Source organism: Streptomyces sp. CNH189 (genome assembly GCF_000527195.1).
The window spans coordinates 140,668-166,131 of the sequence record NZ_AZUS01000004.1 but is presented as its reverse complement, the minus strand read 5'-3'; the positions used below and the strand labels follow the sequence as shown (position 1 = coordinate 166,131).

The window sequence follows — 25,464 nt, the reverse complement described above, 5'->3', positions numbered from 1 at the left end:
ACTCGGGTCCGGGGCCCAGAAGCCCAGCGGCAGCGTTACGGCAGCTGCGCCGCCCGCGCCTCGCGACGGTTGTCGCGGAAGTTGTTCACCCGCCGTGCCGTGGCGAAGAGCGGAATCACCGCGCCCATCACCAGCTGCAGCGCACACCCCGTCTGCAGGAGCAGCTGACCGCTCGGCGCGTCGAACGCCCACGCCGCCAGCAGCCCCATCGACAGCACGATCCACGAGAGCATCGCCACCGCGAGGCGGCCCCGCGGCTTCGGGTACTCCACGCGGCTCACCATCAGCCACGCCGTGCCGATGATCGCCAGCAGCGTCGCCACGAACGGCAGCTCCAGCAGCACGATCGACACGACCGTCAGCGCCCCGAACGGCGACGGCATGCCCTGGAAGGTGCCGTCCTTCACGGTGACGCAGGAGAACCTCGCCAGCCTCAGCACCACCGCCAGCAGCACCACGATCGCGCCGACCGCGGCCACTCTCTGGTGCGCGTCGTCCGCGACCATGCCGTAGACGAGCACGAAGTACGCCGGCGCGAGGCCGAAGCTGATCAGGTCCGAGAGGTTGTCCAGCTCGGCGCCCATCGGCGAGGAGCGCAGCTTGCGCGCCACCAGGCCGTCGAACAGGTCGAAGACCGCCGCGCACAGCATCAGGATGACGGCGGTGGCCGCGCTGTGGCGGGCCATGCCGGTCTCCTGGCTGCCCTGCAGATGAGGGATCAGGATGCCGGTGGTGGTGAAGTACACCGCCATGAAGCCGCACGTGGCGTTGCCCAGCGTGAGGGTGTCCGCTATCGACAGGCGCAGCGACAGAGGCATCTCCTCGTCGTCCTCGTCGGCCTCCGGCACCCAGCCGGCCTGGGTCTCGGGATCAACCACGGTCAATGCGAGTCACCCCAGCCACGGTCTTCTGACCCACTTCCACATCGACCTCCACACCCTCGGGCAGGTAGATGTCGACGCGCGAGCCGAAGCGGATCAGGCCGATGCGCTCGCCCTGCTCGACCTTGGTGCCCTGCGGCACGTAGGGGACGATGCGGCGGGCCACCGCGCCGGCGATCTGGATCATCTCGATGTCACCGAGCTCGGTGTCGAAGTGCCACACCACGCGCTCGTTGTTCTCGCTCTCCTTGTTGAAGGCGGGAACGAAGCCACCGGGGATGTGCTCCACCGACGTCACGGTGCCGGCCAGGGGGGCGCGGTTCACGTGGACGTTGAGCGGGCTCATGAAGATCGCGACGCGGGTGCGTCCGTCCTTCCAGGGCATGATGCTCTGCACCACACCGTCGGCGGGCGAGATGACCCTGCCCTGGGCGATCTCGCGCTCGGGGTCGCGGAAGAACCACAGCATCCCCGCCGCGAGTGCGGTGGCGGGGACGGCGACGGCCTTGGCGGCGCCCGAGCGGCGGGCGCGGAGCAGACTCACGGCTGCGGTGGCGACGGTCGGCAGAAGCCACGGCGATGCTCCGCGCGCGAGGCGTACGCCGGCGAGGCTGTCGCGGTGTGCAGAGGTTTGGCTGTGGGGCATGGATGACCTTCGTAGCGGATGATGCCGCGCAACTGCGGGGGACGGCGGCTTTCCGGCGATCGTAGCGGCTCCCGGCCGCAACTGGGTAAGCCAGGCAACCAAGTCGGCGGCCGAAGAGTGCATACGGGGTGTGATCCTCTTCCTCAAGAAAACACCCCGTATCCGGACATCTAGCCCTGGAATCGATACTCTTCGAGCAGTCGGCGGCCGATGATCATTTTCTGGATCTCGGCGGTGCCCTCACCGATCAGCAGCATCGGTGCCTCCCGGTAGAGGCGCTCGATCTCGTACTCCTTGGAGAAGCCGTAGCCGCCGTGGATCCGGAAGGCGTCCTCCACGACCTCCTTGCAGTACTCGGAGGCGAGGTACTTCGCCATCCCTGCCTCAAGGTCGTTTCGCTCCCCGGAGTCCTTTTTGCGTGCCGCGTTGACCATCATGGCATGCGCGGCCTCCACCTTGGTAGCCATCTCCGCCAGCTTGAACTGGATGGCCTGGTGTTTGGCGATCGGCTTGCCGAAAGTGTGACGCTGCTGGGCGTACCGGACACCCAGCTCGAAGGCACGCTGAGCGACGCCGCAGCCACGTGCCGCGACGTTCACGCGGCCGACCTCGACCCCGTCCATCATTTGGTAAAAACCTCGGCCGGTGACGCCGCCGAGCACCCGATCGGCGGGAACGCGCAGGCCGTCCATGATGAGCTCGGTCGTGTCGACGCCCTTGTAGCCCATCTTGTCGATCTTCCCGGGGATGGTCAGGCCCGGACGGACCTCGCCGAAGCCCGGCTCCTTCTCCACCAGGAAGGTGGTCATCGACTTGTGCGGCTTGGCGGCTGCCTCTTCAGGGGAGTGTCCTTCGTCACTCCGCACCAGAACGGCCACCAGGGACGACGTTCCGCCGTTCGTCAGCCACATCTTCTGGCCGTTGAGGACGTACTCGTCGCCGTCCTTCACCGCCTTGGACGTGATGGCCGACACGTCGGAGCCCAGCCCCGGCTCCGACATCGAGAAGGCGCCGCGGATGTCGCCGGCCGCCATCCGCGGCAGGAAGTGGTCCTTCTGCTCCTGCGTGCCGTGCTGCTTGAGCATGTACGCCACGATGAAGTGCGTGTTGATGATGCCGGAGACCGACATCCAGCCGCGGGCGATCTCCTCGACGCACAGCGCGTACGTGAGGAGGGACTCGCCCAGACCCCCGTACTCCTCGGGGATCATCAGACCGAACAGGCCCAATTCCCTGAGCCCGTCGACGATCTGCTGCGGGTACTCGTCGCGGTGCTCCAGCTCCGTGGCGACCGGGATGATCTCCTTGTCCACGAAGTCCCGGACGGTGGAGAGGATCTCCTGCTGGACGTCGGTCAGACCGGCCGTCTGGGCGAGTCGCGCCATGGCTACTTCTCCTGCTGCTTCGGTTCCGGGCGGCCGGGCTGCTCGCCGCCGCGCTCCTTGATGTACGTCTCGGTCGGCACCATCACCTTGCGGCGGAACACGCAGACCAGGGTCCCGTCCTGCTTGTGGCCCTTGGTCTCGACGTACACGATGCCGCGGTCGTTCTTCGACTTCGACGGCCACTTGTCCAGGACGGTCGTCTGCCCGTAGATCGTGTCGCCGTGGAAGGTGGGCGCCACGTGCTTGAGCGACTCGATCTCCAGGTTGGCGATCGCCTTGCCGGAGACGTCCGGCACCGACATGCCGAGCAGCAGGGAGTAGATGTAGTTCCCGACCACCACGTTCTTGCCGAAGTCCGTCGTCTTCTCGGCGTAGTTGGTGTCCATGTGGAGCGGGTGGTGGTTCATGGTGAGCAGGCAGAACAGGTGGTCGTCGTACTCGGTGACCGTCTTGCCCGGCCAGTGCTTGTACGTCGCCCCGACCTCGAACTCCTCGTAGGTGCGTCCGAACTGCATGGTCCTCAGGCCTCCGGGATCTCGAACTTCGACGTGCGCCGCATGCCGGCGGCGCGGCCCTTGCCCGAGATGACCAGGGCCATCTTGCGGCTGGCCTCGTCGATCATCTCGTCGCCGAGCATCGCGGAGCCCTTCTTGCCGCCCGCCTCGGACGTGTAGTAGTCGTACGCGTCCAGGATCAGCTCGGCGTGGTCGTAGTCCTCCTGCGACGGCGAGAAGATCTCGTTGGACGCCTCGACCTGGCCGGGGTGCAGCACCCACTTGCCGTCGAAGCCGAGCGCTGCGGCCCGCCGGGCGACCTCGCGGTAGCCGTCCACGTTGCGGATCTGCAGGTAGGGGCCGTCGATCGCCTGGAGGTCGTTGGCGCGGGCGGCCATCAGGATCTTCATCAGGATGTAGTGGTAGGCGTCCGCCGGGTAGCCGGGCGGCTGCTCGCCCACGACCAGCGACTTCATGTTGATCGACGCCATGAAGTCGGCCGGGCCGAAGATGATGGTCTCCAGGCGCTGGGAGGCCTGGGCGATCTCGTTGACGTTGTTCAGGCCCTGGGCGTTCTCGATCTGCGCCTCGATGCCGATCTTGCCGACCTCGAAGCCCATCGTCTTCTCGATCTGCGTCAGCAGCAGGTCGAGGGCGACGACCTGCTGGGCGGTCTGCACCTTCGGCAGCATGATGCAGTCGAGGTTCTGGCCGGCCCCCTCGACGACCGTCACGACGTCCCGGTACGTCCACTCCGTGGTCCAGTCGTTGACGCGCACCACGCGCGTCTTGCCGGTCCAGTCGCCCTCGTTCAGGAACTTCACGATGGTGTGGCGCGCCTCGGGCTTGGCGAGCGGGGCGCAGGCGTCCTCGAGGTCCAGGAAGACCTGGTCCGCCGGGAGGCCCTGGGCCTTCTCCAGGAAGCGCGGGTTCGAGCCGGGTACCGCCAGGCAGGAACGCCGGGGGCGAAGGCGGTTGACCGTGGTCATGCGGGGACCTCCAGGGGGTCGAGCTTGTTCGCGGTGCGGATCTCGTCGACGATGCGGCCGATGATCCCGGTGATGTCGAAGTCCTTCGGGGTGAAGACCGCGGCGACTCCCGCGGCCCGCAGTTGTTCGGCGTCACCGCTGGGGATGATGCCACCGGCGATCACGGGAATGTCCGTGGCGCCGGCCACACGGAGCCGTTCGAGCACGTCGGGCACCAGCTGGGCGTGCGATCCGGAGAGGATGGACAGGCCCACCGCGTGGACGTCCTCCGCCAGCGCGGCGTCCACGATCTGCTCCGGGGTGAGCCGGATGCCCTGGTAGACCACCTCGAACCCGGCGTCGCGGGCCCGCACGGCGATCTGCTCGGCGCCGTTGGAGTGACCGTCCAGGCCCGGCTTGCCGACCAGGAAGCGCAGCTTGCCGACGCCCAGGTCCTTCGCCGTGAGTTCCACCTTCCGGCGGACCTCCGACAGGGGGGAGCCCTCCTCGGCGGCGACCGCCACGGGGGCGGACGACACCCCGGTCGGCGCGCGGAACTCGCCGAACACCTCGCGCAGCGCGCCGGCCCACTCGCCGGTGGTGACGCCGGCCCGGGCGCACTCCAGGGTGGCCTCCATGAGGTTGTCGGTGCCGCGCGCGGCCTCCTTCAGCTTCTCCAGCGACTTGCAGGGGCGCGGGTGGTTGAAGGGCGGCTGGTAGCGGGTGTCGCGCCAGTGCTGCAGCGAGGCGATCACCCGGGCCTCCACCGCGGGGTCGACGGTCTGGATGGCGGTGTCCAGGTCGGCGGTGAGCGGGTTGGGCTCGGTGGACTCGAAGGCGTTGACCCCGATGATCTTCTCCTCGCCGGACTCGATCCGCCCCCGGCGTTCGGCGTGCGAGGAGACCAGCTGGGACTTCAGGTAGCCGGACTCGACGGCGGCCATCGCGCCGCCCATCTCCTGGATCCGCCCGATCTCCGCGGTCGCCTCCGCGACCAGTTCCTCGACCTTCGCCTCGATCACCGTCGAGCCCTCGAAGATGTCGTCGTACTCCAGCAGGTCGCTCTCGTAGGCGAGGACCTGCTGGATGCGCAGCGACCACTGCTGGTCCCAGGGGCGGGGCAGGCCGAGGGCCTCGTTCCAGGCGGGCAGCTGCACGGCACGCGCGCGGGCGTCCTTGGAGAGGGTGACGGCCAGCATCTCCAGCACGATGCGCTGGACGTTGTTCTCCGGCTGCGCCTCGGTCAGTCCGAGGGAGTTGACCTGGACGCCGTAGCGGAAGCGGCGGTGCTTGGGGTTCTCGATGCCGTACCGCTCGCGGGTGACGGTGTCCCAGATGCGGCCGAACGCGCGCATCTTGCACATCTCCTCGACGAAGCGGACGCCCGCGTTCACGAAGAAGGAGATGCGGCCGACCACGTCGCCCATGCGTTCCTGCGGCACCTGGCCGCTGTCCCGCACCGCGTCGAGCACGGCGATCGCGGTGGACATCGCGTACGCGATCTCCTGCACCGGCGTGGCCCCGGCCTCCTGCAGGTGGTAGCTGCAGATGTTGATCGGGTTCCACTTCGGGATGTGGGAGACCGTGTACGCGATCATGTCGGTGGTCAGGCGGAGCGACGGTCCCGGCGGGAACACGTGCGTGCCGCGGGACAGGTACTCCTTGACGATGTCGTTCTGGGTCGTGCCCTGGAGCTTGGTGACGTCCGCGCCCTGCTCCTCGGCGACGACCTGGTAGAGCGCCAGCAGCCACATGGCGGTGGCGTTGATCGTCATCGAGGTGTTCATCTGCTCCAGGGGGATGTCCTGGAACAGCCGGCGCATGTCACCGAGGTGCGCGACCGGCACGCCGACCCGGCCGACCTCGCCGCGGGCGAGGACGTGGTCGGAGTCGTAGCCGGTCTGGGTCGGCAGGTCGAAGGCGACCGACAGCCCTGTCTGCCCCTTGGCGAGGTTGCGCCGGTACAGCTCGTTGGACGCCTCGGCGGTCGAGTGGCCGGCGTACGTCCGCATGAGCCACGGACGGTCCTTCTGACGCTCTGTCATGGTCCTGCCCGCCCTCAGACGTTACGGAAGCGGTTGATGGCGTCGATGTGCCTGGCCCGCTTCTCGTGGTCGCGCACGCCGAGACCCTCCTCGGGCGCCAGGCACAGCACGCCGACCTTGCCCTGGTGGAGGTTGCGGTGCACGTCGTACGCGGCCTGGCCGGTGTCCTCCAGGGCGTAGGTCTTCGAGAGCGTGGGGTGGATCTTGCCCTTGGCGATGAGGCGGTTGGCCTCCCAGGCCTCGCGGTAGTTGGCGAAGTGGGAGCCGATGATGCGCTTCAGGGACATCCACAGGTAGCGGTTGTCGTACTGGTGCATGTAGCCCGAGGTCGAGGCGCACGTGGTGATGGTGCCGCCCTTGCGGGTGACGAAGACCGAGGCGCCGAAGGTCTCGCGGCCGGGGTGCTCGAAGACGATGTCGATGTCCTCGCCGCCGGTGAGTTCGCGGATGCGCTTGCCGAAGCGCTTCCACTCCTTGGGGTCCTGGGTGTTCTCGTCCTTCCAGAACTTGTAGCCCTCGGCGTTGCGGTCGATGATCGCCTCGGCGCCCATCTTCCGGCAGATCTCCGCCTTCTGGTCGCTGGAGACGACGCAGATCGGGTTGGCGCCGCCGGCCAGCGCGAACTGGGTGGCGTACGAGCCGAGGCCGCCGCTCGCGCCCCAGATGAGGACGTTGTCGCCCTGCTTCATGCCGGCGCCGTTGCGGGAGACCAGCTGGCGGTAGGCGGTGGAGTTGACCAGGCCGGGGGCTGCGGCCTCCTCCCAGCTGAGGTGGTCCGGCTTCGGCATCAGCTGGTTGGACTTGACGAGCGCGATCTCGGCGAGGCCGCCGAAGTTGGTCTCGAAGCCCCAGATGCGCTGCTCGGGGTCGAGCATCGTGTCGTTGTGGCCGTCGGAGGACTCCAGCTCGACGGACAGACAGTGCGCGACGACCTCGTCACCGGGCTTCCAGGAGTTCACGCCGGGGCCGGTGCGCAGCACGACGCCCGCGAGGTCGGAGCCGATGATGTGGTACGGCAGGTCGTGGCGCTTGGCCAGCTCGCTGGTGCGGCCGTAGCGCTCGAGGAACCCGAAGGTGGACAGCGGCTCGAAGATCGAGGTCCACACCGAGTTGTAGTTGACCGAGGAGGCCATCACGGCGACCAGGGCCTCGCCGGGGCCCAGCTCGGGCAGCGGCACGTCGTCCAGGTGGATCGACTTGCGGGGGTCCTTGTCGCGGGTGGCGAGGCCCGCGAACATCTCCGTCTCGTCCTTGTGCACGGTGATCGCGCGGTACGACTCGGGGAGCGGCAGGGCGGCGAAGTCCTCCGACGTGGAGTCGGGCGACTGGATCGCGGCCAGGATGTCCTTGACGGTCACGGTGTTGCCTCCGGCGATGGGCGCCCTAAGGGAGGGGCGCTGAGGGTTACGTCGGTGTGCTGCTGAGGGTCGAGGGGTGCCGTCGGTTCGGCGGGTGGTGCTTCGGCAGCGCGTGGTTGCGCGGGAGGGTGCCTGTGACGCAGGCGTCCGGGCGTGCGGGCTGTGGACCCGCCGGGACTCGCCCGGACCTCTTCAACGTATGGCACGCCGTGTCAGTCGGCAAGGCACTGCGTGCCAGAACTTGGGCTCAGGTGGAATCTTTACGCATCAGATGAGCGATGATCGATCGAAGCGGCCCGGAAACGCGGGCGAAAAGCGCCCCTGACATGGCAAAACGGCCACCCCGAGGGGTGGCCGTCATCACAGCGGTGGAGAGTGGTTCAGCGCTCCTTGAGCGCCTGCTCGATGGCCCGCATGACCTCGTCCAGCGGGGCGTCGGTCCGGGCGACCGTCACCAGCACCTCGTCGTGCGCGGACGCCGTGGCCGCCGGTGGCCGCTGCGGGGCGGCCGTGCGCCGGCCCGCCATGATGCCGGTGCCGAAGGTCTTTCGCACGATCGCGAAGGCGTGGTCCAGCTGCGCCTCCACGTCGCCCTGGCCGCCCGCCCGCAGCCAGCGCCGCAGCACGTGGTTGTGCGCCGTGACCACCGCGGACGCGGCGACCTCCGCCAGCAGCGGGTCGTCGTTGGCGTCGTCGTCGTGCGCGTGCTCGTCGAAGTGGCCCAGCAGATAACGGGTGAACAGCCGCTCGTAGCGGGCCACCGAGGCGATCTCCGCCTCGCGCAGCGTCGGGACCTCGCGGGTCAGCTTGTAGCGGGCGACCGAGATGTCCGGCCGCGCCGCGTACATCTTCATGACTTCCTTGATGCCCCGGCACACCGTGTCGAGCGGATGCTCGTGCGCGGGGGCGGCGTTGAGCACCGCCTCGGCGCGGACCAGGGTGTCGTCGTGGTCCGGGAAGATCGCCTCTTCCTTGGAGCGGAAGTGACGGAAGAACGTGCGGCGGGCCACCCCGGCGGCGGCCGCGATCTCGTCGACGGTGGTCGCCTCGTACCCCTTGGTCGCGAACAGCTCCATCGCGGCGGCCGCGAGCTCCCGGCGCATTTTCAGCCGCTGGGCGGCGGCACGCGAGCCGGCGGTGGACTCCGGCGGCTCGGTCGTGGCTGGCGTACGTACGGACTTGGCGGGCTGGGACATGCCCTGAACGTACTGCATGCGCGCAGCTCGGTGCGCGTGACCGGGGCTTCCCCCGCCCTCGGGGGGCGGGGGAGGAGCGGTGCGGGCGGGCGGCGGGAACCGGTCGGGATCCAGCAGCCCGCCCCACTCGGCACCGCCCGGGAGCGGCTCGCCGGGGAACCGCTCAGCGCTTGGCATATTCGCGGAAGCCACGGCCGGTCTTGCGGCCGAGGCAGCCCGCGGCCACCAGGTGCTCCAGCAGGGGCGCCGGGGCCAGACCCGGGTCGCGGAACTCGCGGTGCAGCACCTTCTCGATGGCCAGCGAGACGTCCAGCCCGACCACGTCCAACAGCTCGAACGGGCCCATCGGGTAGCCGCCGCCCAGCTTCATCGCGGCGTCGATGTCGTCGAGGGTGGCGTAGTGCTCCTGCACCATCTTGATCGCGTTGTTGAGGTACGGGAACAGCAGCGCGTTCACGATGAACCCGGCCCGGTCCCCGCAGTCCACGGCGTGCTTGCGGATCCTCGCGCAGACCTCCCGCACGGTGGCGTGCACGTCGTCGCCGGTCAGGACCGTGCGCACCACCTCGACCAGTTTCATCGCCGGAGCCGGGTTGAAGAAGTGCATGCCGATCACGTCCTGCGGGCGCGAGGTGGCGCGGGCGCAGGCGACGACCGGGAGGGAGGACGTGGTGGTGGCGAGCACCGCGCCGGGCTTGCAGACCTTGTCCAGCGTCGCGAACAGCTGCCGCTTGACCTCCAGGTCCTCGGCGACCGCCTCGACCGCGAGGTCGACGTCGGCGAAGTCGTCGTAGGTGCCCGTCGCGCGGATCAGGTCCAGGGTGCCCGCGGCGGCCTCGGCGGTCATCCGGCCCTTGTCGACCGACCGGGACAGCGACTTGCCGATGCGGGCCTTGGCCCGCTGCGCCTTCTCCTCGCTGCGGGCGGCCAGGACGACCTCGAAGCCCGCCTTGGCGAAGACCTCGGCGATCCCGGACGCCATCGTGCCCGAGCCGGCCACGCCCACCGAGCGCACCGGACGTCCGGCCACCGACGGGCCGTCCTCACGCGGGGTGAGGGCGTCCTCGACGACCGTGCCGCTGCCCGGCGCCTCGTAGGTGTAGAAGCCGCGGCCCGCCTTGCGGCCGGTCAGTCCCGCCTCGCTGAGCTGCTTGAGGATCGGCGCGGGGGCGTGCAGCCGGTCGCGGGAGGCGGTGTACATGGCCTCCAGGACCGTGCGGGCGGTGTCGACGCCGATCAGGTCCAGCAGTGCCAGCGGGCCCATCGGCAGGCCGCAGCCCAGCCGCATCGCGGCGTCGATGTCCTCGCGGGAGGCGTAGTTGGCCTCGTACATCGCGGCGGCCTGGTTGAGGTAGCCGAACAGCAGGCCGTCGGCGACGAAGCCGGGCCGGTCGCCGACCGCCACCGGCTCCTTGCCCAGGTCCAGGGCGAGGTTGGTGACGGTGGTGACGGCGGCGGGCGCGGTCAGCACACTGGAGACGACCTCGACCAGCTTCATCGCGGGCGCCGGGTTGAAGAAGTGCATGCCCAGCACCCGCTCGGGGTGGGCGGAGTCGGCGGCCAGCCGGGTCACGGACAGCGCGTTGGTGCCGGTGGCCAGGACGGTGTCCGCCCGCACGACACCGTCCAGCTCACGGAAGATCTGCTGCTTGATCTCGTACGACTCCGGCGCCACCTCGATCACCAGGTCGGCGTCGGCGGCGGCCGAGAGGTCGGTGGCGGTGGTGACCCGGGCGAGGAGCTCCTCGCGCTGCTCCCCGGTCAGCCGGCCGCGCTCGACGGCGCGGGCGGTGGAGGCCTCCAGGGTGGCGACGCACTTCGCGGCCTGGGCCTCGCTGATGTCGATGCCGACGACGTCGCGGCCGGCGGCGGCCAGGACCTCGGCGATGCCGGTGCCCATCGTGCCGAGGCCGACCACGGCGATCGTCCGGAGCGGGGACAGGGGGGTGTCGGACAGGGGAGTGGCCATCGCGGGACTCCAGGAATGAGGGTGACGACGGAAGCCGCGCCCCGGTGCGCCGACAGGCGCACCGGGTGCGTGCTGGATGCGGGTGTTGGCCGGGCTGCGAGCGCACACGCCCGGTCCGCCGGCGAAGCGGCGGTGGATCCGACCGGCCCTGTCCCGGGGCCGAGCCGTACTGCGGTACACGGGGTACCGAACCGACTGCGACTCACTGCGGCCGCGTCACCAGACCGCCGTGAGGAGGGTGCGAGTTGGTAACTCGCTCGTCTGAGATTAACCCGCGGGTAACGAGCGCGCCAGCCCCCGGATTTGTGAGGTAGCTCCCGCGCCGGGTGTGACCGCCCTAACCTCGTCGCATGGACGAAGAGTTGCGAACGCTCACGGAACGCTTACGGGCGGAGTCCGGCGGATCGGCCGCCTACGAGCGGCTGGCCGCCACGGACGACCACGACGTCCTGGCCGGCGTCCTCACCGCTCCCGGACAGCCGTTGTGGGCGCGCGAACTGGCCGCGTTCCGGCTGGGGACCGCCGGGGACCGGCGGGCGTTCGAGGCGCTGGTGCTGCTCCTCAACCACCGCGACCCGCCGCGCTGCGCCGCCGCCGCGCACGCCCTGGCCCGCCTCGGCGACCCGCGCACCGCCCGCGCCGCGGCCGCCCTCGCCACCAACGAACTCCGCGTCGCCTACGCCCTGCACCCGGTCCGCCTCCTCACCGAGCTGCGCGCCCCCGAGGCCGTCCCGGCCCTGATCACCACCCTGCGGCGGCGGCTGCGCCCCCAGGACCCCTACCGACGGGTCGCGCTCGCCTGCGTGGAGGGACTGGGCGCACTCGCCGACCCGCGCGCGGAGCCCGTACTGAACGAGGCGCTCGCGCACCCGGCCCTGGCGGAGGCAGCGGTCCACGCCCTGGCCCGCATCCCGCACCAGGGGAGCGCCCGGGGGCGGATCCCGGGGCAGCGCTGAGACGTGACGGGCCGTCACTTCACCGGGGTGTCATCCCCGCGCCGTTGCCGCGAGCAGGCGGGGAGGCGGGTGTCCCGGTCCCGGACCTGCGGTGGACCCCCGTCGCGCGCCCGCGGGCCAGGTGTGAAGGACCGCAGGCGTCAGCCGGTGAAAGTCCGCACGTAACGGACCTCCGGGACCTCGGTGCCGGCCACCTCGAAGGGTTCCCGCGTGCCGTCCGCCGTGAAGCCGGCGGCCTCGTAGAAGCGGCGGGCGCGCGCGTTCTGTTCGAGGACCCACAGGAACACCCGGGGGAGGCCGGCCGCCGCGCAGCGGTCGGTCACCTCGGTCAGCAGGGCGCGCCCCATCCCCTGCCCGATCCGCACGGGCGGCAGGTACAGCGCGTACAGCTCGCCGTCGCCGGTGCGCACCTCGCCGTCCCGGTACGGCCCGTACGCGGCCCAGCCGGCGAGCGTGCCGTCGGCCGCCTCGGCGACCAGGTTCACCACGCTGCCGTCCCCGGCCGCGAGCCGCTCCCGCTGCTTCCCGGCCTCCGCCGCGACGTCCATCGCGTCCAGATACGCCTGCGGGATCATCCCGCGGTACGCGTGCTGCCACCCCCTCACCCGCATCGCGGCGACCTCGTCGCTGTCGTCGGCGGTCATGGGGCGGATGCGGACGCGAGCGGGGGCGGACGCGCGGGTCAGGTGGGTCATGAGCGCCACCATGACCCACCGCGCCACGCGTCCGCCCCCGAGTTTCCGCCGGGTCAGATGCGGGAGCCGAGCAGCCCGTGCAGGACCGAGCCGCGGGCCGTGCCGGGCGCCGCCTTCGACGTCAGCGGCTTCGGGTCGGGCAGCGCCGCGCACACCGCGTCGGCGTCCCCGTGACTGCCGCGCGGCACCGTGCCGTCGGCCAGGTAGGCCGTCAGGTGCCGGTCCAGGCAGGCGTTGCCGCTCAGCGTGATGCCGTGGTTGCCGCCGCCCGACTCGACCACCAGGGCGGAGCGCTCCAGCCGGCGGTGCACGGTGACGGCCCCCTGGTACGGCGTGGCCGCGTCGTCCGTGGCCTGGAACAGCAGCGCCGGCGGCACCTGGCCGGTGGTGTTGATCCGCTCCGGGCGCACCGACCCGGTCGGCCAGAACGCGCACGGCGCGTTGTACCAGGCGTTGTTCCAGGCCATGAACGGCGCCCGCTCGTACATCTCCCAGTTGTCCTTGCGCCACTGCGCCCAGTCCCGCGGCCAGCCGGCGTCCCGGCACTCGACCGCCGTGTAGACGCTGTAGCCGTTGTCCCCGGCGACGTCGTTCGCGCCGAAGTTCTCGTACGCCTCGACCAGCGGCTCGGCGTCGTCGTCGTTCACGTACGCGGCGAACGCCTCGGCCAGGTAGGGCCAGTAGCCGTTGTAGTAGCCGCCCGGGACGAAGGTGTCCTCCAGTTCGGCCGCGCCGACCTTCCCGCCCGCGGGGTTCTCCTTCAGTGCGGACCGCATCGCGTACCAGGCCGTCTCGATCTTCTCCGCGTCGGTGCCCAGGTGGTACGTCGCGTCGTACTTGGCGACCCAGTCCATGAAGGCGCGGTGGCGGGAGTTGAACGCCTGGTTCTGGTCGAGGTTGGAGTCGTACCAGACGCCGGTGGGGTCGACCACGGAGTCCAGCACCAGGCGCCGTACCCGCTGCGGGTACAGCTTGGCGTAGACGGTGCCGAGGTAGGTGCCGTAGGAGTAGCCGAAGTAGTTGATCCGCTCGGCGCCCAGCGCCTGCCGCACGACGTCCAGGTCGCGCGCGGCGGCCGTGGTGGTCATGTGCGGCAGCAGGTCCCCGTACTTCGCGCCGCACGCCTCGGCGAAGGACTTCGCGCGCTCCAGGTTGGCCTGCTCCACCTCGGGCGAGGTGGGCACCGAGTCGGGGCGGACGGCGTCGAAGTGGCCGGGCACGCAGTCCAGCGCCGGGCGGCTGTCGCCCACGCCGCGCGGGTCGAACCCGATGACGTCGTACTCGGCGGCCACCTTCTTCGGCAGCGAGGCGGCCACGAACCCGGCGAGCGTCAGTCCGCTGCCGCCCGGGCCGCCCGGGTTCACCAGCAGCGGGCCCTGGTACTTCTTCGCGGTGTGCGGGACGCGGGAGAGCGCCAGCGTGATCGTGCGCCCGGAGGGGGCGGCGTGGTCGAGCGGCACCTCGACGGACGCGCACTGCAGCGTCGGGTAGTCGTCGGTGCCGCACTTCTTCCAGGCGGGCGCGGCGGCGCGGAACGTCTCCGGGGCGTGCGGGGCGCCGGCCTCGGCGGGCACGGCCGTGAGGCCCGAGGCCACGACGACGGCGGCGGCGCCGCACAGCACGGCTGCGCGTTTTCTCATGGTTCTCCCAGGACGATGTGCTGCGGACCGCGACACTCACGGCTCACGCGGCATCGTCCCGATGTGGCGCCCCACCTGAACGTGTTCCGTCAGTTCTTGACCCAATCGGGCCGCCTGATGCGCCCGGATGCCCTCAGAGCAGCGTCAGCTGGGTCGGCAGCTCCGCCTCCGGTTCCGCGGGGGCCGGGACGCGGCGCCGGCCCTCCGGGCGGTCCGGGCCGATGCCGTACTCCCGGGCCAGGTCGTGCACCTGACGCGTGATCCGGCGCTGGTACCACCGGGGGGCGTAGGCGCCCTCGGCGTACAGCCGCTCGTAGCGGGCCACCAGATGCGGGTGGTGCTCCGCCAGCCAGGACATGAACCACTCGCGGGCCCCGGGCCGCAGGTGGAGCGCCAGCGGGGTGACCGAGGTGGCGCCCGACGCGGCGACGGCCCGCACGGTCGCCCTCAGCTGCTCAGGACGGTCGCCCAGGAACGGGATCACCGGCGCCATCAGCACCCCGCAGCCGATGCCGGCGTCGGTGAAGGCGCGCACCACGTCCAGCCGCCGCTCGGGCGCCGGGGTGCCCGGTTCGACCGTGCGCCACAGCTCCTCGTCGGTGAAGCCCACCGAGACCGAGACGCCGACGTCGGTCACCTCGGCGGCCTGCCGCAGCAGGGGCAGGTCACGCAGGATCAGCGTGCCCTTGGTCAGGATCGAGAAGGGGTTCGCGTGGTCGCGCAGGGCCTCGATGATGCCCGGCATCAGCCGGTAGCGGCCCTCCGCGCGCTGGTAGCAGTCGACGTTGGTGCCCATCGCTATGTGCTCGCCGTGCCAGGAGCGGGAGGCCAGCCGGTGGCGCAGCAGTCCGGGCGCGTTCACCTTGACCACGATCTGGCTGTCGAAGCCGAGCCCGGTGTCCAGGTCCAGGTAGCTGTGGGTCTTGCGGGCGAAGCAGTAGACGCACGCGTGCGTGCAGCCCCGGTAGGGGTTCACCGTCCACTCGAACGGCATGCGGGAGGCACCCGGCACCCGGTTGACGATGGAGCGGGCCCGAATCTCGTGGAAGGTGATGCCGCGGAACTCGGGCGTGTCGAAGGTGCGGGTCGTGACCGCCTCCGCGCCGAACAGCGCGGTGTCGGCACGGCTGTGTTCGGAGTCCGGTGAGAGGTTCTCCCAGCGCATGACGCCTCCTCGGTGTCGCTGGCCACAGAATAGAACACATGTTCCCTTGATCGTGCGAGCGACATCTTCGGTCACTTCCGGAACCCCGATTTGGGCGGCCGGGCGCGGGGGTGGTTGGCTTGCCCCGACCCTGGAGAACCCAGCCCTGGAGGAAAGCGATGGCGCAGGTCGAGGCCACTACGGAGCGGATCGTCGCGGCGGACGCGGAGACGGTGTTCGATACCCTCGCCGACTACAGCGGCACCCGCGCCAAGCTGCTGCCCGAGCAGTACAGCGAGTACGAGGTCCGCGAGGGCGGCGACGGCGAGGGCACCCTCGTGCACTGGAAGCTCCAGGCCACCAGCAAGCGGGTGCGCGACTGCCTCCTGGAGGTCACCGAGCCGACCGACGGCGAGCTGGTCGAGAAGGACCGCAACTCCTCCATGGTCACCACCTGGCGGGTCACCCCGGCCGGCGAGGGCCGCTCCCGGGCCGTCGTGACCACCGTGTGGGACGGGGCGGGCGGCATCGGCGGCTTCTTCGAGCGCACCTTCGCCCCCAAGGGCCTCGCCCGCATCCACGACGCCGTCCTGGCCCGTCTGGCCGCGGAGGTGGAGAAGCAGTAGGGATGGTCGCCGCCGTGCAGTAAGGGCGGTCGCCGTCAACTCCGGCGCGCTGAAACGGAGTTGATTCTTCCGTCACCGGTTCGGGTGATCTCTCGGCGGACCGTCTCTGTGCCGTAACTCGTCGCGCTTGCTCGTAGTTGTCGCTTTTACGCGGGAATTGTCCGGCAGTGCGACGAGGGGAGCGGCACGTGGGCGGGATCACTCTGACGCAGGACGAGCCGGTCACGGCTCCATCGGCCGGGGGGCCGCCGCCCCCCGTGCCACCGGCCGGGGGCCCGCCGTCCCCGGCCCCGGAGACCGGACCGGCCCTGAGCCCCGGCCGGGTCCGGCTGGTCTTCGTCGCCCTGATGCTGGCGCTGCTGCTCGCCGCTCTGGAGCAGATGATCGTCGCCACCGCGCTCCCCAGGATCGTCGGGGAGCTGCAGGGCCTGGACAAGATGTCCTGGGCGATCACCGCCTACCTGCTCACCTCCACCGTCGGACTGCCGGTGTACGGCAAGCTCGGCGACCAGCTCGGCCGCAAGGGCGTCTTCCAGTTCGCCATCCTGGTGTTCGTCGTCGGCTCCGCGCTCGCGGGCCGGGCGACGACCATGGACCAGCTGATCGCCTACCGCGCGGTGCAGGGCGTCGGCGCGGGCGGCCTGATGATCGGCGTCCAGGCGATCATGGCGGACATCGTGCCCCCGCGGCAGCGGGGCCGCTTCATGGGCCTGATCGGCGCCGCCTTCGGCCTCGCGTCGGTCGCCGGGCCCCTGCTCGGCGGCTACTTCACCGACCACCACTCCTGGCGCTGGTGCTTCTACATCAACGTGCCCTTCGGCCTCGTCACCATGGCCGTCGTCGCCGCCGTGCTGAAACTGCCGAAGCCGACGGGCCGCCGCCGCTTCGACGTGCTCGGCACCCTGCTGCTGACCGCCGCCTCCACCTGCCTGGTGCTGCTGACCAGCTGGGGCGGCACCGAGTACGCGTGGGGCTCCCGCACCGTGCTCGGCCTCGGCGCGGGCGCGGTCGCGGCCACCGCCGCCTTCCTGGTCGTCGAGCGCCACGCCGCCGAACCGCTCATCCCGCTGCGGCTGTTCCGCGACTCCGTCTTCAACGTCACCGGCCTCGTGGGCCTGGTCATCGGCGTCGCCCTGTTCGGCGCCGCCAGCTACCTGCCCACCTACCTGCAGATGGTCGACGGGGCCTCGGCCACCGAGTCCGGACTGCTCATGCTGCCCATGATGGGCGGCATCGTCGGGACGTCCATCGTCTCCGGACAGATGATCAGCCGCTCCGGCCGCTACCGCGGCCACCCCATCGTCGGCGCCGCCCTGTCCGTCGTCGGCATGTGGCTGCTGTCCCGCCTGGAGACCGACACCCCGCGGCTGCACTACAGCGTCTGGATGTTCGTCCTCGGCGCCGGCATCGGCATGGTGATGCCCGTGCTGATCCTCGCCGTGCAGAACTCCGTGCGACCCGCGGACCTCGGCACCGCCACCAGCGCCAACAACTACTTCCGGCAGATCGGCGGCAGCGTCGGCGCCGCCGTCTTCGGCACCCTGTTCGCCGGCCGGCTCACCGACGCGCTCGCCGAGCGCCTCCCCGCCGACCTGGCCGGCGCACCGGCCGACGCCGAGTCGATCACCCCCGAGCTCGTGCACGCCCTGCCGCCCGAGCTGCGCGACGCCTACATCCAGGCCTACGCGGACGCCATGCCGCGCATCTTCCTCTACCTCGTGCCGGTGCTCGTCCTCGGCCTGCTCATCGCCTTCTTCCTCAAGGAGAAACCACTGGTGTCCCATCACACCCCCACCGCCGACCCGGCCCAGGAAGCACCGCGCTTCGACCCCCGCGTGCCCCCGGCCCGCTCCGCGCCCAGCGGCGGCATCCCCGTCTGCGGCACCGTCCAGCACCCCGACGCCACCCCCGTGCCGCACGCGGCCCTCACCCTCATCGACGTCTCCGGGCAGCAGACCGGACGCGGCGCCAGCGGCCCCGACGGACGGTACGCGCTGGCCACGCCCGGACCGGGCTCGTACGTCCTGATCGCCGCCGCCGGCGGCCATCAGCCGCAGGCGGTCTCCGTGACCGTCGGCGAGCGGCCGGTCGAGCTCGACGTCGTCCTCGGCGGCGCCGGCCGGCTCGCGGGCAGCGTCGTCACCGCCGACGGCACCCCCGTGCGGGACGCCGCCGTCACCCTCACCAACGTGCACGGCGAGGTCGTCGCCAGCACCCGCAGCGGCCGGGAGGGCGGCTACGTCATCACCGAACTGGTCGCGGGGGAGTACACCCTCGCGGCCAGCGCCCCCGCCTTCCGTCCGGCGGCCCTGCCGGTCACCGTGCAGGCCGCCCGCGAGACCCGGCAGGACGTGGAACTGGCGGGCGGCGCGGTGCTGCGCGGCACCGTGCGGGCCGGCGGCGGCCGACCGGTGGAGGACGCGCGGGTGACGCTGCTCGACGCGGCGGGCAACGTCGTCGACACCCTCACCACCGGGCCCGACGGCACCTTCCGCTTCGTCGACCTGTCGTCCGGCGAGTACACGGTCATCGCCGCCGGCTACCCGCCGGTCGCCACCGTCCTCCAGGTGGCCGGCGGCGGCCGCACCGAACGCGACCTCCAGCTGGGGCACGAGGACTGACCCTCCCCGCACCCCGTCCCGGTGGACCGGAGCCGCCCCCCTCCTCGGCTCCGGTCCACCGTTCTCTCACCCGGCGGCCGGCGCGTCCACCGCGTCCGCCGCGTCCCGTACGGCGGCGGCGACCTCCTCGACGGCCGGCGGGAACAGGATCGAGTAGTGGTTCGTGCCGTCGATCCGGCGGGCCGGCATCCGCGCCGGGTCCAGGGCGGCCGCGGCGACGCGCCCGGCGTCGTACAGCGCCTGCGGCTCGTCGAGCAACCCCCGCTCGGCCCACAGCAGTTCACCGCGCACCTGCGGCTGGTGCACGGCGCCCAGGACGTCCGGGTCGTGGAGCACGTCGGCGCCGTCCGCGCGCACCGCGTCCAGCACACAACTGCTGCGCAGCTCCGGTGCCCGGCCCGCGAGGTCCCGTGTCACGTAGCCGGCCACGTGCGGTCCCCAGTGCGGGGCGAGCGCCGGGTGCGCGCGGAAGAACGCCAGATAGTCCTCGGCGCTCCGGAACGTCATCGACAGCCGGTCCATCGCCGGCCCGATCACCGCCTTCAGCAGCGCGTCGATGTCGGTGCCCGGAGGCGGCGGGAAGCCCAGCCCACCGTCGACCAGCACCACGCGCGGGAAGCGCTCCGGATGCCGGGAGGCGGCCGCCGCGGCGACGAAGGCCCCCATCGAGTGGCCCACCAGCACCGCCCGTGCCGGCCCCAGGTGGTCGAGCAGCGCCACCACGTCGTCGACGTGCGCGGCCAGCCCGTACGGTCCCGGCAGTTCCGCGCTCCGGGCCCGTCCCCGCAGGTCGGGGGCGTACAGGGCGAAGCCGGGCAGGGCGTCGGCCAGGGCGGCGAAGGCCAGCGAGTTGGCGGTGATGCCGTGCAGGGCGACGACCGGCGGGCCGTCGCCCGGCCAGTGGGTGACGGCGAGCCGGCCGCCCCGGACGGGGACGGTCAGGTCCCGCGCGAGGGCGGACCCGGACGTGGTCATGCGTTCCTCCTTCGGCCGAGGGCGGTGATGCCGCCGGGGGCCAGGTAGACGGCAAGGACGAAGAGACTGCCCAGGATCAGCATCGGTTCCACCCCCAGGTCCCAGCCGCCGAGCCGCTGGTCGAGATAGGTGAACAGCACCCCGCCGACGACCGGCCCCCAGCGGGTGCCACTGCCGCCCAGCACCACCATCACCAGCAGGGTGAGGGTGAACTCGGGTGTGGAGGTGTGCGGGGTGGCGCCCGCGGTGACCAGCAGGTGCAGCACCCCGCCGAGCACGGCGAGGGACGAGGCCAGCACGAACGCGCCGAGCTTGTGCGCGAACGGGCTGCGGCCGAGGACCGCCACCCGCTGCTCGTTGTCCCGGATCGCCTGCCAGACCCGGCCGGCCGGGCGGGCGGTGACCGTCCACACCACGGCGGCGACCAGGACCAGGTAGGCGAGCGCCAGCCAGTACACGTTCGCGGTGTTCTGCACGCCGACCAGGGCGTCCGGCACCCCGTCCACGAACAGCGGCAGGCCCTCCTCACCGCCGGTGAGACCGCCCGGGTTGCGCTCCACGTAGATGGAGCCGGCCTGCGCGAAGGCCAGGGTGACCATCGCGAACCCCACGCTGCCGAGCGCGAGCGTGCGCAGCGACACCGCGCCCAGGACGAGCGCGGCCAGCGCCCCGAGGACCAGGGTGAGCAGGGCCGCCGGCAGCAGGCTCAGGCCCAGCTCGGTCATGGCGAGCTGGGTGCCGTAGCTGCCGCCGGCGATGTAGAGGGCGTGGCCGAAGGAGAGCAGCCCGGTACGCCCGAACATCAGGTCGTAGCCGAGCGCGAGCGCGCCGAAGACCAGGCAGAGCGCGAACAGCTGGAGCGAACCGGGGGAGTTGACCGGACCGTCGAGCAGGACGGGGATGTCCAGTGCCGAGTACGGCAGCAGCACGAGGACCAGCAGTACCGCCACCGGGACGGTGAGCGGGCGCAGCCGGCGCAGGCGTGAGGGGCCGGCCGGTGCGGCGGCCGCTTTCGCCGGCGCGGCGCCGGGGGTGGCCCGCGGGGTACGGGTGGCGGTCATGCCGTGCCTCCTGCGGATCGGGTGCGGGGTGCGGTGAGCGCGCGGCGCAGCCGCGTCAGCGGCGACCCGGTCCCGGCGGCCGGCCGCGCCAGCACCACCGCGGCCAGCAGGAACACGACGGCCAGGTCGCCGTAGCCCCCCGCGTAGTAGTTCGCGTACTGCTGCACCAGGCCCACGCTGAGCGCGGACAGGGCCACGCTGATGATCGAGACGAGACCGCCGATGATCACCACGACGAACGCGAACACCAGCAGCGACGTCCCCTGGTGCGGGGAGAGCGAGCCGAAGTAGAGGCCGCCGAGCACACCGGCGAGGCCCGCGAGGGCGCCGCCGAGCGCGAAGACCAGCGTGAAGGCGCGGGTGACGTCGATGCCGAGCGCCGTGACCATCGCGCGGTCCTCGACCCCGGCGCGGACGATCAGCCCGTAGCGGGTGCGGGACAGGAACAGGTGGATGCCGGCGAGCACCAGCAGCGCCACGGCGATCAGCAGGAACCGGTTCACCGGCACGCGCGCCCCGAGGACCCCCACGGTGCCGGAGAGCGCGTCGGGCACCGGGAAGGGCCGCGCGTCGGCGCCCCACACGGTCTGCACCAGCGCCGGGACGGCGAGCGACAGGCCGACGGTCACCAGGATCTGCTCCTTGACGCGGCCGTACAGCCGCCGGATCAGAACCAGTTCGACCACGGCGGCGAGCAGCAGCCCGGTGAGGGTGCCCACGACGGCGGCGAGCAGCAGCCCCGGCAGCCCGCCGACCGTCTCGGCGGTGCGCCAGGCGGTGTAGACGGAGACGGTGAGGAACGCGCCGTGCGCGAAGTTCAGCACGTCCATCAGGCCGAAGATCAGCGCCAGTCCGGAGGCGATGAGGAAGTACAGGGCTCCGAGGCCCAGTCCGGTCAGGGTGAGCAGGACGACGGTGTCCATCAGGCGGCTCCGTGGTCGGGGCGGCTGCCGACACCCAGCAGCGCGGTCGTACGGGCGGTGTCCGCGAGCAGGTCGCGGGCGTCGCCGGTGTGCACCACCCGGCCGGCGTCCAGCACGACCGCGCTGCGCGCCAGCCGGCGCACCACGGCGAGATTCTGCTCGACCAGCAGCAACGGCACGCGCTCGGCGGCCCGTTCCAGCACCTCGGCGGCCTCGGTGACCACGCGGGGGGCGAGGCCCTTGGTGGGTTCGTCGACGACGACCAGGGTGTTGTCGTTGAGCAGGGTCCGGGCGAGGGCGACCATCTGCTGCTGGCCGCCGGAGAGGGTGCCGGCGCGCTGGTCGCGGCGGGCGGCGAGTTCCGGGAACAGGTCGTGCACCAGGTCGTAGTGGTGGGTCACCCCTGGGCGTTCGGCGAGGGCGAGGTTCTCCGCGACGGTGAGTCCGGCGAACACCCCGCGGTCCTCGGGGGCGTAGCCGATGCCGCGGCGCACCGTGCGGTGGGTCGGCTCGTGGGTGATGTCGTCCCCGGCGAAGGTGACACGGCCCGCGGTCACCCGGCCGCCGTCGGGCAGCAACCCCAGCACCGCGCGGATGGTGGTGGTCTTGCCCACGCCGTTACGGCCCAGCAGGGCCGTCACCCCGGAGGCGGGGACGTCGAAGGTGACGCCGGTGAGGATCCGGGACCCGGCGATGTCCACGTCGAGGCCCTCGACGCGCAGGATCGGTGGCGCGGTCACAGCTCGTCTCCCAGATAGGCCTGCTGGACGGTGGCGTCCGCCATCACCTCGGCGGGGCTCGCGGCGGCGAGCAGCCGGCCGTGGTGCATGACGGCGACCCGGTCGGCGAGGCCGAGCACCACGTCCATGTGGTGCTCGACCAGCAGCACGGTGCGGCCCTCGTCGCGGTGCAACGAGCGGATCAGGTCGGTGAGTTCACCGGTCTCCTCGGAGGCCACCCCGGCCATCGGCTCGTCCAGCAGCATCAGCCGGGAGCCGGACGAGCCCGCGCCGAGGGTGGGCGCGAGCAGCATCGCCAGCTCCAGCTTGCGCTTGTCGCCGTGCGAGAGGCCGGCCGCGAGGTCCCCGCCCCGGTGGGCCAGACGGACCCGGTCCAGGACGCCGGTCACGTCCGCCGCGCCGATCCGGCGGACCCCGGCCGAGCGGGCGGCCAGGTCGACGTGCTCGGCGACCGTCATGGTCGCGAACACCGACGACGACTGGAAGGTCCGTCCGATGCCCCGGCGCACCCGGCGGTGCGGGGGCAGGGCGGTGATGTCGTGGCCGTCGAGGCGGACGGCGCCGCCGGTCGGCCGGGTCAGTCCGGTGATCAGGTTGAACAGGGACGTCTTCCCCGCCCCGTTGGGGCCGATGACGGCGAGAAGCTCCCCCTCGCGCACGGCGAGCGACACCTCGTCGATGATGTGCGCTCCCCCCACCGACCAGCTCAGCCGCTCCAGTCGCAGTACGGGCGTCATGCGTCAGCCGATCCTCGACTCGGCGGGGGCGACCTGCTCGGCGGAGAAGGTCCGCGACACCCGCGGCGCCCCCTCGCCGGTGAACTGCGCCTGGAACGTGGGCTGCAGCAGCGCGTGATCGGCGGCCCGCACGGTGTTCGGCCCCTTCACCCCGGAGAACGAGAAGCCTTCGAGGGCCTTCACCATGGCATCGGTGTCGCCCTTCGCACCGCCCGCCCGGACCGCCTCGACGACCATCTGCGCGGCGTTGAAGCCGTCCGGGGTGAACAGGTCCTCCTGCCACTTCTTCTTCCCGAAGTACGCCCGCATGGCCTCGGCCTCCGGGGTGGCCGCGGCGCCGGGCACGTAGTGCGCGAGCAGCGTCACCTTCTCCCGCGCCTTGCCGAAGACCGGGTAACTGGCCCTGCTGTCCAGGCCGGTGACGACGGTGGCGGCGTCGAGGACGCCCTGCTGGTCGAGGGTGGACCACATGGACTGGGCGGTGTCCCCGGCCCAGGCGACGAACACCATGTCCGGCCGGGCCGCCTTCACCTTGCTCGCCACGGGGGTCAGGTCGGTGGCGGCGGGCGGGGCCAGCACCTCGCTCACCGTGGTGCCGCCGGTGCCGAGGACGGACTTCACCGCGGCGGCGTTGGCCTGCCCGAAGGCGTTGTCCTGGGCCAGCACGACGACCTTCTTGCCCGGGGAGTCGCCCAGGATGTGCTTGGCGGTCAGCACGTCCTGGTAGGTCTGGCGGCCGGAGCGGAAGGTGTAGCGGTTCACACCGGTCAGCGCGTCGGTGGCGGCGGGCCCGCTGATGTAGAGGGTCTTGTTCTGCGCCGCGACGGGCGCGATCTGGGTGGCGACACCGGAGACCGCGGACCCGGCGATGATCGGCACGCCCTGCCCGATGCGCTGCTTGGCGAGGGAGACGCCCTTGGCGGGGTCGCCGCCGTCGTCGTCCTTCAGCACCGTCACCTTGACGCCGTCGACGGTGCCGGTGCCGTCGGTCGCGTGGTCGAGGCCGGCCTCGAAGCCCCGCAGGTACTGCTCTCCGTACGAGGCCAGCGGGCCGCTGGTGGAGGTGATGAGGGCGACCTTCACCTCCTCGGAACCGGAGGCGGTGCTGCTGCCGGGGCTGGAACAGCCGGCGGTGAAGGCGGTGGCGAGCAGGGCCACGGCGGCGGACAGGAAAAGGGGTCTACGCATGACCGTACGGCTCCTCGGTGCGACGGCGGACGGCTCCAGCGGCACGATCGGTCACGGATGATCACTGTGCGCTGAGCGGTATCCGGCAGTGTGTTCCGCGCCAGATCCGGCCACAATGTGGCCCACACACATGAGGGGCCGACCAACCATGGTGCGGGCCAACGTCGTTGTGGCGTCCAAGGAGGCGCCGTCGCGAGCCAAGCGACGACCGCGCGCCGTCCGGGGGCGTAGGTCAGGACGTGCGGCGGTGCCTCGCGCCCTCCTGGTCCGCGCGACCCCCGGCGCCCAGCAGACCCGTCGCCTCGAACGGCTGGGAGTCGGCCAGCCGCGGCAGCTCACGCCGGGACAGCGCCGTCACCACCGGCGGCATCGCCGCGCGCACCAGCTGGGTCGCGCGCAGCCAGCCCGGCACGTAGACCGACGGGCGGCGCCGCTGCACCGCGTCCACCAGCCGCCCCGCCACATGCTCCACCGGATACACCTTCCGGGCCGGGGCCGGCATGTGCCCGCGCAGTTCGCGCAGCACCGCGTGGTCGTCCACCCCGCGGATCATGTCGGTGTCGGTCCAGTTGATGTAGGCGATGCCCACCCCCACGTGCCGGTGGGCCATCTCCGCCCTCAGGGAGTGCGCGAACGACTCCACACCCGCCTTGGACGCGCAGTACGCGCTCATCAGCGGCGCCGAGCCGATCGACGCCAGCGACGCCACCTGGAGGAAGTAGCCGGCGGTGCCGGTCAGGTCCCCGATGAAGGTGCGGGCGGTGGCCGCGCTGCCGATCAGGTTCACCTCGATCACCCGGCGCCACACCGCCGGGTCCGACTCGGGGAACGGCCCGCCCTCGGCGACCCCCGCGTTGGCGATCACGACGGACGGCGGGCCGAGACGCGCCCGGATGTCCGCGCCGGTCTCGGCCAGACCCCGGTCGTCAGTGACGTCGACCTCCCAGCAGCCGCCCTCGCCCGGCAGTTCCTCCCGCACCTGCCGCAGCGTCCGCTCCTCCCGCCCGAGCAACGCCACCTTCATGCCGCGCGCGGACAGCTCCCGTGCCAGTGCCGCGCCCAGTCCGCGCGCCGCCCCGGTGACGACGGCGGTCCTTCCCTCCAAGGGGTTCCGGGTGACCGGCATACGGCGCTCCTGGTGCTCCGTGGCGGGCGTTCGTCCCGTTCACGGTAGGTCCGGGCGGGCGTCCGCGCAGGTCGGGCACGGCTGCCCCGC

Annotated in this window: 22 protein-coding genes; 3 read left to right on the top strand and 19 right to left on the bottom strand. The window is 71.8% G+C overall.

Annotation, left to right across the window (positions count from 1 at the left end; all coding sequences use genetic code 11):
- Positions 1 to 35: 35 nt before the first annotated feature.
- The 9 genes from pssA to B100_RS0107770 all read right to left on the bottom strand — a co-directional run bounded on the left by pssA (position 36) and on the right by B100_RS0107770 (position 10,942).
- On the bottom strand, positions 36 to 848 hold the full coding sequence (gene pssA, locus B100_RS0107810; protein ID WP_024883882.1) for a CDP-diacylglycerol--serine O-phosphatidyltransferase: 813 nt from the start codon (positions 846 to 848) through the stop codon (positions 36 to 38).
- Between the two features lie 22 nt (positions 849 to 870).
- Positions 871 to 1,527, bottom strand: coding sequence for a phosphatidylserine decarboxylase (locus B100_RS0107805; protein WP_024883881.1), 657 nt, complete (start codon positions 1,525 to 1,527; stop codon positions 871 to 873).
- A gap of 170 nt (positions 1,528 to 1,697) precedes the next feature.
- Positions 1,698 to 2,912, bottom strand: coding sequence for an acyl-CoA dehydrogenase family protein (locus B100_RS0107800; RefSeq protein ID WP_024883880.1), 1,215 nt, complete (start codon positions 2,910 to 2,912; stop codon positions 1,698 to 1,700).
- A gap of 2 nt (positions 2,913 to 2,914) precedes the next feature.
- A complete protein-coding gene (locus tag B100_RS0107795) occupies positions 2,915 to 3,427 on the bottom strand; it encodes a MaoC family dehydratase (RefSeq protein WP_024883879.1) in 513 nt (170 codons plus the stop codon).
- 5 nt (positions 3,428 to 3,432) lie between these two features.
- On the bottom strand, positions 3,433 to 4,395 hold the full coding sequence (locus B100_RS0107790) for an HpcH/HpaI aldolase/citrate lyase family protein (protein WP_024883878.1): 963 nt from the start codon (positions 4,393 to 4,395) through the stop codon (positions 3,433 to 3,435).
- Positions 4,392 to 6,419 (bottom strand): protein meaA, encoded by a 2,028-nt coding sequence (locus B100_RS0107785; RefSeq protein WP_024883877.1) that lies wholly within the window; start codon positions 6,417 to 6,419, stop codon positions 4,392 to 4,394. The genes B100_RS0107790 and B100_RS0107785 overlap by 4 nt, the downstream gene beginning before the upstream one ends.
- 14 nt (positions 6,420 to 6,433) lie before the next feature.
- The gene (gene ccrA / locus B100_RS0107780) at positions 6,434 to 7,777 is read right to left on the bottom strand and encodes a crotonyl-CoA carboxylase/reductase (protein ID WP_024883876.1); all 1,344 of its coding nucleotides are present in this window, start codon (positions 7,775 to 7,777) and stop codon (positions 6,434 to 6,436) included.
- A 380-nt stretch (positions 7,778 to 8,157) separates the two neighbouring features.
- Positions 8,158 to 8,973 carry a TetR family transcriptional regulator gene (locus tag B100_RS0107775; protein WP_024883875.1) on the bottom strand — a complete coding sequence of 272 codons (816 nt, stop codon included), beginning with the start codon at positions 8,971 to 8,973 and terminating at the stop codon, positions 8,158 to 8,160.
- A 163-nt stretch (positions 8,974 to 9,136) separates the two neighbouring features.
- Positions 9,137 to 10,942 carry a 3-hydroxyacyl-CoA dehydrogenase family protein gene (locus B100_RS0107770; RefSeq protein WP_024883874.1) on the bottom strand — a complete coding sequence of 602 codons (1,806 nt, stop codon included), beginning with the start codon at positions 10,940 to 10,942 and terminating at the stop codon, positions 9,137 to 9,139.
- 350 nt (positions 10,943 to 11,292) lie between these two features.
- On the opposite strand from B100_RS0107770, the gene B100_RS0107765 reads away from it, so the two are divergent.
- On the top strand, positions 11,293 to 11,898 hold the full coding sequence (locus tag B100_RS0107765) for an adenylosuccinate lyase (protein WP_024883873.1): 606 nt from the start codon (positions 11,293 to 11,295) through the stop codon (positions 11,896 to 11,898).
- A gap of 140 nt (positions 11,899 to 12,038) precedes the next feature.
- On the opposite strand, the gene B100_RS0107760 is transcribed toward B100_RS0107765, so the two are convergent.
- The 3 genes from B100_RS0107760 to B100_RS0107750 all read right to left on the bottom strand — a co-directional run bounded on the left by B100_RS0107760 (position 12,039) and on the right by B100_RS0107750 (position 15,398).
- Positions 12,039 to 12,593, bottom strand: coding sequence for a GNAT family N-acetyltransferase (locus B100_RS0107760; protein ID WP_037722523.1), 555 nt, complete (start codon positions 12,591 to 12,593; stop codon positions 12,039 to 12,041).
- Between the two features lie 53 nt (positions 12,594 to 12,646).
- A complete protein-coding gene (locus B100_RS0107755; RefSeq protein ID WP_024883871.1) occupies positions 12,647 to 14,233 on the bottom strand; it encodes an alpha/beta hydrolase in 1,587 nt (528 codons plus the stop codon).
- A gap of 133 nt (positions 14,234 to 14,366) precedes the next feature.
- Positions 14,367 to 15,398 carry an Rv2578c family radical SAM protein gene (locus B100_RS0107750; RefSeq protein ID WP_024883870.1) on the bottom strand — a complete coding sequence of 344 codons (1,032 nt, stop codon included), beginning with the start codon at positions 15,396 to 15,398 and terminating at the stop codon, positions 14,367 to 14,369.
- Positions 15,399 to 15,556: 158 nt separating this feature from the next.
- Between B100_RS0107750 and B100_RS0107745 the strand changes: the two genes are divergently transcribed.
- Entirely contained in the window at positions 15,557 to 16,003 is a 447-nt protein-coding gene (locus B100_RS0107745; RefSeq protein WP_024883869.1) for an SRPBCC family protein, read from the top strand.
- 188 nt (positions 16,004 to 16,191) lie between these two features.
- Complete coding sequence (locus B100_RS0107740) at positions 16,192 to 18,624, top strand: MFS transporter (protein WP_024883868.1); 2,433 nt, start codon at positions 16,192 to 16,194, stop codon at positions 18,622 to 18,624.
- Positions 18,625 to 18,690: 66 nt separating this feature from the next.
- Here B100_RS0107740 and B100_RS0107735 read toward each other — a convergent pair whose 3' ends face one another.
- From B100_RS0107735 to B100_RS0107705, 7 genes are all read right to left on the bottom strand, one after another.
- Positions 18,691 to 19,599, bottom strand: coding sequence for an alpha/beta fold hydrolase (locus B100_RS0107735; RefSeq protein WP_024883867.1), 909 nt, complete (start codon positions 19,597 to 19,599; stop codon positions 18,691 to 18,693).
- Positions 19,596 to 20,660: a branched-chain amino acid ABC transporter permease gene (locus B100_RS0107730; RefSeq protein WP_024883866.1), complete on the bottom strand. Its 1,065-nt coding sequence runs from the start codon at positions 20,658 to 20,660 to the stop codon at positions 19,596 to 19,598. The genes B100_RS0107735 and B100_RS0107730 overlap by 4 nt, the downstream gene beginning before the upstream one ends.
- The gene (locus tag B100_RS0107725; RefSeq protein WP_024883865.1) at positions 20,657 to 21,583 is read right to left on the bottom strand and encodes a branched-chain amino acid ABC transporter permease; all 927 of its coding nucleotides are present in this window, start codon (positions 21,581 to 21,583) and stop codon (positions 20,657 to 20,659) included. Before B100_RS0107725 ends, B100_RS0107730 begins: the two co-directional genes overlap by 4 nt.
- On the bottom strand, positions 21,583 to 22,323 hold the full coding sequence (locus B100_RS0107720; protein WP_024883864.1) for a branched-chain amino acid ABC transporter ATP-binding protein: 741 nt from the start codon (positions 22,321 to 22,323) through the stop codon (positions 21,583 to 21,585). The genes B100_RS0107725 and B100_RS0107720 overlap by 1 nt, the downstream gene beginning before the upstream one ends.
- Positions 22,320 to 23,060 carry an ABC transporter ATP-binding protein gene (locus tag B100_RS0107715; protein WP_024883863.1) on the bottom strand — a complete coding sequence of 247 codons (741 nt, stop codon included), beginning with the start codon at positions 23,058 to 23,060 and terminating at the stop codon, positions 22,320 to 22,322. Before B100_RS0107715 ends, B100_RS0107720 begins: the two co-directional genes overlap by 4 nt.
- Before the next feature lie 3 nt (positions 23,061 to 23,063).
- A complete protein-coding gene (locus B100_RS0107710) occupies positions 23,064 to 24,248 on the bottom strand; it encodes a substrate-binding domain-containing protein (protein ID WP_024883862.1) in 1,185 nt (394 codons plus the stop codon).
- 232 nt (positions 24,249 to 24,480) lie between these two features.
- Complete coding sequence (locus B100_RS0107705) at positions 24,481 to 25,374, bottom strand: SDR family oxidoreductase (protein ID WP_024883861.1); 894 nt, start codon at positions 25,372 to 25,374, stop codon at positions 24,481 to 24,483.
- Positions 25,375 to 25,464: the final 90 nt, after the last annotated feature.